At 54.5% G+C, this 12,652-nt stretch carries 14 protein-coding genes; 4 read left to right on the top strand and 10 right to left on the bottom strand.

The features are described 5' to 3' along the window. Positions 1-20 precede the first annotated feature (20 nt). The 3 genes from hflC to ACWHYZ_RS04340 form a co-directional block, all read right to left on the bottom strand. Positions 21-881, bottom strand: coding sequence for a protease modulator HflC (gene hflC / locus ACWHYZ_RS04330; RefSeq protein ID WP_447986061.1), 861 nt, complete (start codon positions 879-881; stop codon positions 21-23). Between the two features lie 4 nt (positions 882-885). Next, entirely contained in the window at positions 886-1,908 is a 1,023-nt protein-coding gene (gene hflK, locus ACWHYZ_RS04335; RefSeq protein ID WP_447986062.1) for an FtsH protease activity modulator HflK, read from the bottom strand. A gap of 152 nt (positions 1,909-2,060) precedes the next feature. Further along, the gene (locus ACWHYZ_RS04340; protein WP_447986063.1) at positions 2,061-2,684 is read right to left on the bottom strand and encodes a VOC family protein; all 624 of its coding nucleotides are present in this window, start codon (positions 2,682-2,684) and stop codon (positions 2,061-2,063) included. Between the two features lie 673 nt (positions 2,685-3,357). Between ACWHYZ_RS04340 and ACWHYZ_RS04345 the strand changes: the two genes are divergently transcribed. After that, a complete protein-coding gene (locus tag ACWHYZ_RS04345; RefSeq protein WP_447986064.1) occupies positions 3,358-4,905 on the top strand; it encodes a sensor histidine kinase in 1,548 nt (515 codons plus the stop codon). Between the two features lie 123 nt (positions 4,906-5,028). Here ACWHYZ_RS04345 and ACWHYZ_RS04350 read toward each other — a convergent pair whose 3' ends face one another. Beyond that, a complete protein-coding gene (locus tag ACWHYZ_RS04350) occupies positions 5,029-5,535 on the bottom strand; it encodes a DUF488 domain-containing protein (protein WP_447986065.1) in 507 nt (168 codons plus the stop codon). 468 nt (positions 5,536-6,003) lie between these two features. Here ACWHYZ_RS04350 and ACWHYZ_RS04355 point away from each other — a divergent pair, with 468 nt between their 5' ends. From ACWHYZ_RS04355 to ACWHYZ_RS04365, 3 genes are all read left to right on the top strand, one after another. Next, positions 6,004-6,378, top strand: coding sequence for a response regulator (locus ACWHYZ_RS04355; RefSeq protein WP_447986066.1), 375 nt, complete (start codon positions 6,004-6,006; stop codon positions 6,376-6,378). Positions 6,379-6,627: 249 nt separating this feature from the next. After that, the gene (locus ACWHYZ_RS04360; protein WP_447986067.1) at positions 6,628-6,867 is read left to right on the top strand and encodes a BolA/IbaG family iron-sulfur metabolism protein; all 240 of its coding nucleotides are present in this window, start codon (positions 6,628-6,630) and stop codon (positions 6,865-6,867) included. 145 nt (positions 6,868-7,012) lie between these two features. Continuing rightward, positions 7,013-7,339 (top strand): glutaredoxin family protein, encoded by a 327-nt coding sequence (locus ACWHYZ_RS04365; protein WP_447986068.1) that lies wholly within the window; start codon positions 7,013-7,015, stop codon positions 7,337-7,339. 141 nt (positions 7,340-7,480) lie between these two features. Here the strand turns inward: ACWHYZ_RS04365 and ACWHYZ_RS04370 are convergent, their stop codons facing one another. From ACWHYZ_RS04370 to ACWHYZ_RS04395, 6 genes are all read right to left on the bottom strand, one after another. Beyond that, complete coding sequence (locus ACWHYZ_RS04370) at positions 7,481-8,215, bottom strand: SDR family NAD(P)-dependent oxidoreductase (RefSeq protein ID WP_447986069.1); 735 nt, start codon at positions 8,213-8,215, stop codon at positions 7,481-7,483. A gap of 27 nt (positions 8,216-8,242) precedes the next feature. Continuing rightward, entirely contained in the window at positions 8,243-9,091 is an 849-nt protein-coding gene (locus tag ACWHYZ_RS04375) for a TIGR04282 family arsenosugar biosynthesis glycosyltransferase (protein ID WP_447986070.1), read from the bottom strand. Then, positions 9,091-9,768: a TIGR04283 family arsenosugar biosynthesis glycosyltransferase gene (locus ACWHYZ_RS04380; RefSeq protein WP_447986071.1), complete on the bottom strand. Its 678-nt coding sequence runs from the start codon at positions 9,766-9,768 to the stop codon at positions 9,091-9,093. The genes ACWHYZ_RS04375 and ACWHYZ_RS04380 overlap by 1 nt, the downstream gene beginning before the upstream one ends. A gap of 86 nt (positions 9,769-9,854) precedes the next feature. Beyond that, positions 9,855-10,247 carry a hypothetical protein gene (locus ACWHYZ_RS04385; RefSeq protein WP_447986072.1) on the bottom strand — a complete coding sequence of 131 codons (393 nt, stop codon included), beginning with the start codon at positions 10,245-10,247 and terminating at the stop codon, positions 9,855-9,857. Positions 10,248-10,266: 19 nt separating this feature from the next. Continuing rightward, complete coding sequence (locus ACWHYZ_RS04390; RefSeq protein WP_447986073.1) at positions 10,267-11,439, bottom strand: 2'-deoxycytidine 5'-triphosphate deaminase; 1,173 nt, start codon at positions 11,437-11,439, stop codon at positions 10,267-10,269. 54 nt (positions 11,440-11,493) lie between these two features. Next, positions 11,494-12,615, bottom strand: coding sequence for a KamA family radical SAM protein (locus ACWHYZ_RS04395; RefSeq protein WP_447986074.1), 1,122 nt, complete (start codon positions 12,613-12,615; stop codon positions 11,494-11,496). Between the last annotated feature and the right edge of the window lie 37 nt (positions 12,616-12,652).

Raw genomic sequence — 12,652 nt, forward strand, 5'->3', positions numbered from 1 at the left:
ACCCGTTCGCGGGGCAGGCTCTAGCGCTGTCTGAGATACTTGAAGAATTCCGAGTCCGGGGTGAGAACGAGGGTGGAACGGCCGTTGAAAGATTTCTTGTAGGCTTCCATTGAACGGGTAAATTCGAAGAACTTCGGGTCTTGGCGATAGGCATCGGCATATTGCTTAAACGCCTTGGCATCGCCCTCACCGCGTAATTCCTCGGCAGTTTTGTAAGCCTCAGCCAACAGAATCTCGCGATCTTTCTCCGCATCGGATCTGATTTTCTGAGCTTCCTCCGCGCCCTCGGCGCGATACTGCTTCGCTTCACGCTCGCGCTCGGCCTGCATACGGGCAAACACGGCTTTTTCATTCTGCTCGGGGAGATCGGCGCGCTTGATACGCACGTCCACGATCTCAATGCCATAGGCTGCCGCCTTTTCATTGCCCCGTTTCGTCACAATTGACATAATATCCGATCTGGTTTTTGAGACGATCTCAGACAGATCATGGCGGCCAACCTCTACGCGTAATTCTGAATAAATGATGTCGTCAAGTCGCTTGTAGGCGCTCCGCTGCGTCTGGAAGGCTTGATACACCTTTAAGGGGTCGGTGATCCGCCATTTTGCGAAGTTATCGATCAGCAGCGTTTTCTTGTCTTTCGTAATCACGTCTTGGGCCCCGGAATCATAATCGAGCAGCCGTTTATCAAAATAGGTCACGTCTTGTATGAACGGCACCTTCCATTGCAGTCCCGGTTCAGTGATGCTCCGCACCGGCTTTCCGAGTTGCACGACAATCGCGCTTTGGGTGAGATCGACGACAAACAGCGGCGAGGCCCCTAAGACGAAGAGCAGGACCACCACACCGATCAATGCCAAAATGAAATTTTGCTTGGTCATGAGATCATTTCTTCTCATCCGGGGTTGCCGCCACCGGTTTTTGCAAGCGATCGAGTGGAAGGAACGGCAGGAGCTTATCGCCTGCCTTTCCATCAACGATGACCTTATCGATTCCTGGCAACACTTCTTCCATCGTTTCGATATAGAGCCGCTTCGTGATGATATCTTTCGCCTGGGTGTATTCTTTGAGCGTCTTGAGGAACCGGTCCGTTTCACCTTGAGCCCTGGTGATACGGGCTTGTGCATACCCTTTGGCTTGATTAATCACTTGCGCCGCTTCTCCCTTGGCTCTCGGGATAATGTCGTTGCGGTAGCCTTGCGCTTGGTTGATCAGTTTCTCGCGATCTTCCTTGGCACTGGCGACATCCTTAAAGGCCGCGACGACGGCTTCCGGCGGATCGACATCTTGCAGTTGTACGGCTGCGATTTGCACTCCGGCCTGGTAGGAATCGAGAATCGTCTGTAGCAGAGTCTGCGTGTCATCCTGAATTTGCGCCTTGCCCGACGTTAAGGCTTCATCGATCTTGCTTTTGCCGACCACTTCCCGCATCGACGCCTCTGCCGCTTTCTGGATCGTTTCATCGATTTCGTCCACGCGGAACAAGTAGTCCTTGGCGTTTTTGATTTTATATTGAATGATAAATTCGATGCCGATGATGTTTTCATCACCGGTCAGCATGAGCGCTTCTTTCGGCAACATACGTTGCCGTCCTTGCTGATCGGTGCGAAAGCCGATTTCGACACGATGCAGCTTTTCCACCTTGGGCCTTGCCACCGTTTCAATGAATGGCACTTTCAGGTGAGGACCGGGACCAACGCTTCGAACGACCTCACCGAATCGTTTCACGACGCCTTCTTCATCAGGCGCGACGATAAAAGCACTTTGCCAGATAAATAGCAGCGCGGCGACCGCGAGGATAATCGGACGGAGGCCTTTAAACTGCCGCAGATGCGACTTCGCCTGACGGAGCGCCTCATCGAGAGGATCGTTTTTCGGCGTCCAAGGATCTTTGGGGTCCCAAACCACGGCACCTCCTTCGTGAAGAAGGAGTGCACCTTAACATGCCGGGGGTAAGGGGTAAAGGGGAAAGGAAGCTATATAAGGAGATGATGGGGTAATGCAGTAGAGAGATGTGGGATAGGGGGTAGGCGTCAAGAGTCTCTCATCACTTGTACCGCTTACCCCCTCTCTCCTTTTATTCCTTCCCCTGACTTCGCCGTCGAACGCATGAGGCCATCCGCTTGCGGCGGGGAAAATCCGAGGAAGCCTTCGTGCCGTTCCGTCAGTTCCACAACCGAGAACGGTGCACCGTTGAGATCCTCGGGAACCGTAAAAATCTGTCGCAATGGTCCGCCGCGCTCACCGATGATCGATCCGGCGAAGTGAATCCCTTCCTGTTGCAATCGCCCGATTGCCACATCGATATCTTCTACACGTACGGCGATATGATGTAGTGTACGATCTCCGAATTGCGCGACCCATCCGGGGATGATGCTCGTCCGGCCACGTGCGTCCGTATAGGCCTGGTCGATAAACAGAGCGGGATAGCCAGGTTTGCGATAAACTTTGGCAAACCAGTCTTGGTATTCAATCGTTTCCGAAAAGCTGTACCCCAATCCAATAAATTCCTCCGCGCGGTCATCGATATCGTAGGTTCGAAAGGTGAGGTGGTCTGCTAGCGGACTGAACCCCACTCCTACTCGATCAAGTTGTTGTTTGAGCATGCGTGCGGCACGATTGCGGGCGACAAAATCTGCGACATAGCCGGACAGCAATCCATCAAGTTGGCGTTCTGGTTTCATCGCGCACCTCTCTATGACTCGGCCAGGTTCGCAAGGCAACGGGCTCGCCGCTCTATGGCACGTTCTCGCCGAGAGCGCCCATTCAAATTCTACCAGGTCTCTTCTTCGATTGAATGAACGCGTTTCCCCATCATTGTGCCGACAACAGCTGCCGGCGGAGCTGCAAGACATTTCATCAGTCGGAAAGGTGTCCGGAGGCGAGATCTCATCAAGGCGAAGTGGCATCGTAGGAGGATGATTCGAGGACGCCGCAGCGTTTTAGAGCAAATCCCGGGTTTCAAGATTCGAAATATCTTTCGAAATAAGGCATGTTATCTAGAGCGACAATCGGCCATTGCGTCCGGCAATCTGCAACATCGCGTCCGTCATGTCGACACCGGTCACGTTGCCGGTAACCGCGTCGGTAATCGCGTCATGTGCCATGGGTCGCTCTGCTCCTTACGGAAGGTCTCCTTCCCAGGGATGTGTCTGCGCGTCAATGGCTGATAGTCCGCATGGTGTTCACTGCTCATTGCAAACGTAAGTCGTTGATAAGCTGACTAGTGTTTTCGTAATAGGCAAGGCTATGGACACCTTTTGCTTGTCAGTCCACAATATGTCTCTTGTAAGGATGACGTAAAGCTGAGTACTTAGCGTCGCTGTAGCACGGTACTTTGTTGGGGCCACGACCTAGATGAATCGCTTTATCACTCAACTCTGGCCGTATCTTGCGGCCACTGCCACGCTCGGGCTGGTCGGAGCCATTTTCTTCGTGGACTTGTCGACACCTGTCGGCCTCGCCTTCTGGGTACTGTATCTCTTTCCGCTATGGTTAACGTCACGGCTGTTCCGCCATCACCCTCTGTTTCTCAAATCTGTGGGAGGGTTGTGCGTCGCTTTGATTATGGCTGGGCTCTTTCTGCCCCGGGCAGCATTGGCAAATTGGATGGGTATTGCCAACCGTTTGCTGTGGGTTGCGGTCATCTGGACCGTGACCGTATTGCTCCTGAGGGCGATCCGTCGGGAACGGACGCTCGAAGAACGGGAAGAGCGGCTGAGTCTGGCTCTGGACGGCGCCCAACTGGGAACATGGGAAATCAATCTGCAAACCGGCCGGATGTCGGCGTCCTCGCGGATGAATGGGATGGTCGGTGTCCAGGACGACGCTTCGGCCCGTCGTTTGGACGACTGGTGGGAACGTGTTCATCTAGACGACCGACTTCGGCTGCGAACGGAAATTGCAGACGCGATGGCGCGGTTGACGATTTTTGAAACGGAATTCCGCGTCGTCTGGCCGGACGGGACCGTGCGCTGGCTCCTCCCGAAAGGAAAAATTGTCCGGGATGAGGAGAAGCGACCGATTCGCGCAGCCGGCGTGGCAATGGACATCACGGCCCGCCGTCAGGCGGAGGAGGAACGGGCACAACTCTTACACGAAGCGGAGCGCCGGGAGCAGGAGTTGCGTGAAAAGCAGGCGCAACTCGTTCAGAGCGCGAAGTTGGCCAGTTTAGGAGAATTGACCACCGGTGTGGCGCATGAACTGAACAATCCATTAAACAATATCAACCTCATTGTCGGTAATCTGATCGATCAAGTCCATACGCAATCGATTGAGCGTGAGGGATTGTTGGTTCCCTTGAAAGTGGCGATGGCACAGGTGCAGAAGGCATCGACGATTATCAACCATCTTCGGGCATTCGGGCGTATGGCGCCGATGGAGCGGGAACCTGTCTTGGTTAATGAGGTGCTCAGCTCTGCGGTCGACCTCATGCAGGAACAATTGCGCCTCAGGATGATCGAGCTGAATGCCTCATGGTCTCCGGCGAATCCCGTGGTGCTCGGCAACCGGATTCAGTTGGAACAGGTTTTTCTTAATCTTCTGGCCAATGCGCGCGATGCCGTCGATTCCAGGCCCCAAAAGTCCATCTCCTTGAGCAGTGCCGTGCAGGGCGACAGGGTTCACATCGTCTTTCAAGACAGCGGAATCGGCATTTCTGCCGAGCACCAGGGGCGTATTTTCGATCCCTTCTTCACGACCAAACCCGTCGGGGAGGGGACCGGTTTAGGCCTGTCCATCAGTTATGGCATTATATCGGAGCATCAGGGCCAGATTTCACTCAAAAGCCATCCGGGGGATGGAGCGACATTTACCATTCAGCTCCCACTGCGCAACGTCGCCAGTGAAGACCCCACAGAGGCTCGATTTTCACACACAGGGGAATCGTTGGGGATCAATTCGTAACGAGCCTCCGGGCATGATTGAACAATCGAAGTCGTCGGCTGCCAGTCCCTACGCGGAGGCATCTTTCAAGACGTCTTCTTCCAGTCTGGACTCGCCATAGTGAATCGGGCATGATGCCCAAAATCAGAATAGGGACGGCCCGGACGCTTCACCAGCCCCGCGGTATACAAGTCTGCCGTCCTCTTTAGTTGCGAAGGAGGGTAAGCGATGGAGGTTGACCGTCCTCGAAGTCATAATGTGCCGTACCTCCCATCCCAGGCTGACGAGCGCATCGGCGATCAAAGAACGATGACACCGCCATGGAACGGCTTCGGCACACATAATCGCGGTCGTCTCGCCCTCCGCATAGGTTATGAGCTGGGACAATCCTTCCTGGAACGGTTCCGTCTGCATGTAATCCGCATATCCACGAAAGCTGCTGTTTCGCCACGCCTGATTGATCGAATCGGGATGACTTTTTCTCCGGCCGCCGAGTAAGGGGAGGTGATGGTACGCCAGGCCGGCTTCCCGGAGACTCGCGGTCAAGGCCGCCGCGTGAAATTGAGGATGGCGGCGTGAAGAAGGGAACGCCCGTACGTCGACCACCTGGTGGATCGCGTGGGCCTTCAACAAGGCAAGAAAGGTTTCCATTGGCCTCGTGGAGTGGCCCAACGTCCAGATGAGAGATGCCATACATCATTATGCCATGAGATCGGCACCATCGCTGCAGCCGCGTTTACAGTTTTTGCGATTGAAGTGGCCGGCATAGACAAGTGGTCGCAGGAATCTTCTTGTCAGTCGTTCCAATGTCCTTCTGCGCAAGCAACTAGAACGGCTCTTTGACCCGTTCGGGACAGGGTTCGGCGATCATCGTCCACGAAAGACGATATTCTCTAGGATCCGAGTACGTGCAAATGCCGCCCGTAAAGGGGGCCCAGCAGGCTCTAAGAGCATTGCTTGTTGCCAACGTCAAGACCTGCACCTTCTCGTGATGCACGTGAATGACAACATACGTTGAGGAGAAATCCTGCATGAACTGTAATGCGTGGTACACTCTTGACGAACAGATCCGCAGCGTACTCGAGCAGAACGACAACATTTTGAACGGTGACAGACGACATGGCACGTATTCTTATTATTGACGACGACAAGATGGTCCTCAATATGCTTCGGCAGGTGTTGGAGGGTGCCCAGCATACCGTGGTGGAGGCCTCCAATGGCGAAGTCGCCATGCGATTATGGCGTGAGCACGCTGCCGATCTGATTATCACGGATATCTTGATGCCGGAAAAAGATGGTCTAGAGGTGATTCGTGAGTTGCGGCGCGAATGTCCGACTGTCAAAGTGATTGCCTTATCCGGGGGAAGTCGGAAGATTCATTTTGATGCGCTGGATGTAGCGAAGCGCTTTGGTGCGGTCTCTACTTTAGAAAAGCCGTTTGAGTTGAAAGAGCTGCTTGCCAACGTCGATACTGTCCTCAATACCAAGCCTTAGCGTCCTCATAGACACTGCGTAACTGCACTCAATGCCCGTGCCGTGACATGTTTTCTGTGTCCGAGATCCTCTGTGCCTTTTCCAGTCGATGCAGCAGGCGCTTTAGTCTAAAAACATCTATCATTCTCGGGCTGTGTAGGTCTCAGGTAAGCCCGATCCGGGCTTTTCTCAGACAGTGATGTCAGCCCTAAGGGGGAATTGCGTTTTTCGCAATATTTACGCTATGGTGATTGCAGTGGGGGAGATACCATGATCAGCTCCGATGTATTGACCGCCTATGTTCGTCGGGCGTTACCCGATGCAACGGTGGCTGTGACCGACCGGACCGGCACGATGGATCATCTTTCGGTCCGGGTAATATCCGACCTGTTCAAAGGGAAAAACTTGTTGGATCGCCATCGCATGATTTATCAGGCGCTGGATGAACCAATGAAGGATGGCCGGATCCATGCGCTGGAACTCAAGGCCGAGACATCTGATGGATGCTGAAAAAAGGCCGTCAACTTTGTTCTCCGTTCTGAAGCATCCTCAATGTACCCCAGAGGGTACACCTGCGGTGCTTTCTTCACCTGCGGCCGCGTTGGCCGGCCTTTTTTTGAGCATCCATCCCGTATAAATGAAGGGGGAATAGTCTATGAGCAATCCCATTGAAGAAGAAATTCAGAAAGAAGTCGGCTCGCACAAGATTTTGATCTATGGCAAGGGAACGAAAACCATGCCGATGTGCGGATTTACGCGCGAGACGATGCAGTTTTTTGATAAATACGGTTACCCGTATGAACTAATCGACGTGCTTCAGAACCCGGCAAAGCGAGAGGCACTCACGAAGATTACGAATTGGCCGACTCTCCCGAAGGTCTTCATCAATGGCACGTTCTATGGCGACACGGATATCCTAGATCCGATGGAAAAAAAGGGCGAGATTGAGCCGCTGCTAAAGAAAGCCTTCAATAAAGAGTAACCTCACTCTTGGTGTCTCCAACATTCTTCCTTGAGGGTGCTCGAACGAGGCCCGAGGCGAGAACAAACCGGAGGCGTAGCCTCGGCTACGTCGAGGATTTGTTTGAGCCGAAAACGAAGGTGGATGCCTTTTTCAGCACCCTCAGATCCCCCAGCCGCCGCTGACGTGGATGTTCGTTCCACTGACATAACGCGCTTCATCTGAGAGCAGAAATCGCGCAGCCGCAACCGTATCCCTGACCTCACCGACGTAACCCGCCGGTATCCGTTTGACCATCCCGGCTAACTCCTCTGCCGGCGCGCCTCCCGAATCGATGAATCCGGGTGAGATGGCATTTGCGGTAATTCCAAATGGCGCCAGCATCTTCGCCCACGTGCGCGTCAGAATGAGGATGCCGGCTTTCGCAATGTAGTGCGCAGTAACATCGGGCTGTGCAATCATCTGATCGGCATTCGCCATGCTGAACGTAATGATACGACCATACCGTCTGGCTTTCATGCCGGGGGCGACAGCCTGGGTCAGATAAAAGACCGGATGTAAGTTGTTGTCGAGCATGGAGGCCCATCCCTCGGGTGTTTCCTCCATCAAATTCACCCGATGGTACGGGCCAGCACAGTGGATCAGTGCGTCGATTCGGCCCCAGGTTTGCTCGACCTGTTCGAGCATGCGTCGTCCAGCGACCGCATCCGACACATCGCAACGAATGGCCTCTGCTTTCTTGCCCTGCGCTGCAATCGCGGCGGCGGTTTCTTGCGCGGACTGCTCACTTGTTCGGTAGGTAAATGCAACCGACCAGCCTTCGGCGGCAAGCTCCAGAGCAATGCCACGGCCGATTCCGCGAGCTCCCCCGGTGATCACCGCCACGCGATCAATCATGCATGCTCTCATAGGGGAAGAATAAAATCATGGTGCCGGAACGATCCTTCCCTCGGTTGGGCCCGCGCCCCTCTCCTTCAGCCGGCTGCCGATGAACTGTAGCGCGTCGGCGGTACGTTTCGAGAGAAGAGACGCTTTTGCTTTGTTGCTCTTCATTGCGGCACCTTGATGGCTATTCAGTCCTGCCTCGTGGATGATGGCCAGCACGTCGTCGATCGTATCGACGTCCCGTTGCGGTTGAAGTAATGCGACGTTCAAACCCAGGGCATGGGCTTTCGTCTGTGTGAGCGTCAGGACGTCGGGCGTCGACCAGGGGATCTGACGGAATAGTTCAGGCGCGGTGCGCGAGAGGCCAATCAAGTAGTAGCCCCCGTCGAGCGAGGGGCCCAGCACGAGATCATGTCGAGTCAATAGGCCGAAGGCGTCTTCATAGACCGATGCAGGAAGCGCCGGGAGATCGGTCCCGACGATGACGGATCGTTGATACCCAATCCGGAACATGTCGGCGAGAGCGAGTTCCATCCGTCCACCGAGATCGTCGCCGGTTTGATTGATGAGGCGAACGCCGTAACGCTCCTCCAAGATCTTAAAGAATACATGCTCCGTTGATGGTGCGCAGGCGACAAATCGATCGAACCTCGGCGCATGCTTCGCCACGCCTCTCATCGCCGCCTGAGCGCTGCGTTCCAACGCATCCAGCACAAAGCTTCCATGCAGGCTGGCCGCCTCGTCGTCGGTCAGCGGAGGGCAGAGGCGAGTTTTCACCTGCCCTGGAATGGGTGCCTTGGCGAAGAGAATCAAGGCATCGTCGGCGCGCGGGCGAGATTGCATGCGTTGCGTGTGTGTATGGCCCATGGCCTGTGTCCGCGTCATCATTACCTCACGTGGGCGTACATGCGGGTCAGTGCATGAGGGCTGATTCCGAGCCAATAGAGAGCTCGGAGCAGCCACATGAGTGCGATGGTTTTGACCGGGCCGCGCTGCTCCCAGCGACGGTAAGATGTGATCACCGTGGCCCGCAGGGCCGCCATATGGCCGGCTCGTTTAAGGCGCTGCGTGAAGTCGATATCTTCCATAATCGGCACATTAGAGAATCCGCCAAGCTGCTCGAAGCACTGCCGTCTCACAAAAATCGCCTGATCGCCGGTGGCAATGCCGCTCCAACGCGAGCGCCAGTTCATCATACGGCTGATGATCCGGCCCCATCCCGTCTCCGGCTCGAATTGCACATCAAATCGTCCGCCCACACAGGCAGGATTCACGAGAGCCTGTTCAATTTGACCACGAGCGTCTGGCGGTAATTGCGTATCGGCGTGCAAAAATACCAGCACGTCGCCGTGACTCATCGCGGCGCCGGCATTCATTTGACATGCTCGTCCGCGTGACGCGATCAATAAGGACAGGTTGCCCGGGTTCGTCTGTATCAGTGAAGTCACGAGGTCCGGCGTGCGATCACCGCTCCTGCCGTCCACGACAATCACTTCATCGAAGGAGAGTGACAGGGTATGTAACAGGGTCTTTCCCAGGATCTGCTCTTCGTTCAAGACGGGCATGATCACGCTGATGTACATTGCCTAAAATAACTTTAACGGTCAGCCCGCAGCTCTCAACCAGGACTGTGAAGCTGACGGCCTGACTACTATCTGCTCGGCGGAGCGGTTTTGAACATGAACACGATGACGATGGCGATGGTTCCCCAAAACACCGCTTGCTTGTGCCAGAACAGGACTTCACCAAAATGAAAGATCGCCAGTGCCAGGACGATGGCGGTTCCCATGACCAAGTAACGCACGGTGATGTTCGTAATGGTCGCTTGCGCCCAGAGCGCGACCCCGGCAAAATAGAGCAGCAAGGGCGTGACGCCGGCGAGTTCGAACCCGCCGCTGATGGAGAGAAAGACGTCGAGAAAGCCGACAAACATCATCGCGACGCCCACGAACATCATGGCAATGGTGAGGTGCCGGTCTTCTGAGCCATTGTCCGGCGGAGACTGCCTCTCTCGGTTCGGTTCGTCAGGTCCCACGGTACTCACTCGGTCTCGTTTACAGGGTTCAGGCGTGTCGGAAGCGCTTAAACTGTTTGCTGAGCGCGAGGCCTTGTCCTTGATAGGAAGAGCCAATGCCCATGCCGTAGATTTTATTTGGTGCTGTCAGCATCCGCTCGTAAATGAGACGCCCAACTATTTGTCCATCCTCTATTAAAAAGGGTACTTCGTGTGAGCGTACTTCAAGGACCGCATACGATCCTTTTACATCTCTTGCTCCGTAACCGAAGCCCGGGTCAAAAAAGCCGGCGTAATGAATTCGAAACTCACCCATCGACGGGTCATAGGCGACCATCTCGGCCGCGCTGCCAGGTGGTACACTGACCTTCCTTTTCGATAGCAAAAGATAGAAGTCGTCTGGATTGAGAATGATCCGTCTGCTATGGGGCGCTGGTATTGGGTCCCAGAATTCTTCCGGCTCGTAGTAGTTGACCTTTAAAAGATCAATGGCAGGGGCATTATGTTTGCCCCGATATCCAATAATATTGTCTTCCTTCGTCCCTTCAAGATTTAACGAAACCATTATCCCGCGATCAATGTCGGCATCTCTGCGGGTGTCTTCCTCGTCGTAGACTAGGCCTTCATTAGCATCCAGTTTTCTGTGCATCGATTCAGTCGGAGATGGGCAGCCTCTCACGAACCTCAATTGATTCAGTTTTACTCCCTGGCGAACGATAATAGTAAACGTTCGAGGAACGACCTCAGCATAAAGCATTCCTTTGTAGCCTTCCGGTACTCGTTCGAATTCGGTCGCTCCATCGCAGATAAGCCGTGTAAAAATATCCAAACGTCCGGTCGTACTCTTAGGGTTCGCCTTAGCGGAAGTTTGCGGTGGTAATGCAAGGGACTCCATTAATGGAACCAAATAGACCGACCCTCTTTCAAACACGGTGGGACGAGAGAGATCGAGCTCACTCATCATCAGGTTTCGTAATTTATTCTCAATGATTCCGTTTGGGCCTGGCAAAAAGCTAGCTCGCATCCTATAAGCGACAGGACCGAGTCTAAGATCTATGCTTGAAGGCTGAATTTGGTCTTCCTCGATTGGCGAGGACGACGATATACGGCCATCTTCTATCAGCTCTTGTATTTTTTGTGAAGGAAATATGCCTGTATTAAACGACAGACTTCGTAGGTCCCGCTCGAGTTCTGGAAACAGAGAATGAAGTTGGTCAGTCACAGCAGTCACAGCCTCGTGACACGTCGCGCTTTACTTCGCTGAAAAGGATAGTCATCAATCGTCCAAGGCTCCCTCCGCGCATGAAGAAAATGACGGCGACGCGCCGACCATCGGCAACTCCCGTCGGTCTTGCTTCTGTGGCTGCGGATAATGATACGTCTTTTGCTCATAGTTCTTCAGCATGGCGCCGTCTTCATCCAGATGCATCAGATAATCGGGCGGAAGGATCGGGATCTTCCCGCCGCCGCCGGGCGCATCAATCACGAAATGCGGTACCCCCATGCCGCTGGTGTGGCCCTGCAATTCTCGAATGATAGTCATGCCGGTCTCAACCCTAGTTCGAAAATGGTTGGTCCCCTTTGTCAGGTCTGCCTGGTACAGGTAATACGGCTTAACGCGGGCTAGCAAGAGCTGATGCATGAGCCGCTTCATTACCTCGGGATCGTCATTGACTCCCTTCAGCAGAACCGTTTGCGCGCCAAGCGGGACACCGGCATCCGCCAGCATTCCGCACGCGGCTTTCACCGCGGGCGTGAGCTCATCAGGATGATTGAAATGGAGGTTCATGTAAAGAGGGTGATATTTTTTGACCAGCTCGCACAGCTTCGGCGTAATCCGCTCCGGCAGCGTGCCGGGCACTCGGGAACCGATTCGAATCAACTCCAAGTGCGGGATCGTCCGCAACGCTCTCAAAACCCGCTCCAATAGATGATCCGGCAACAATAACGGATCACCGCCGGACAGGATGACGTCGCGCACTTCCGTATGCTTGCGCAAATAGGCAATCGCCCGATCCAGTTCGCCTTTTTTCAGAAAGCCCGGTTTGCCGACCAACCGTTTGCGGGTACAAAAGCGGCAATAGATGGGGCATTGATTCGTCACCATGAGCAGCACGCGATCGGGGTAGCGGTGCACCAGATGCGGCACCGGGCTCATCAGGTCTTCTTCGAGCGGATCGTCCTCCGCATCGATATCGTCGAGTTCGACCGGATCCGGTACCACCTGTTTCCAAATGGCGTCCCCTTTTTCTTTGATGGTGGACAGGACGGTCGGCGTGATCCGCATCGGATACGGACCGATGACGGCTTCAATGTCCTGTGGATCGACCCCAAGCTGTTTAGCCAACTCGTGCGGCTTCACGATGCTCTCGGCAAGTATCCGTCTCCATTCCTCCATAAGCACTCTCCTAAGGGTTCACCTCGGGCCTACCGCG

The sequence above is a fragment of the Nitrospira sp. Nam74 genome (genome assembly GCF_965152615.1).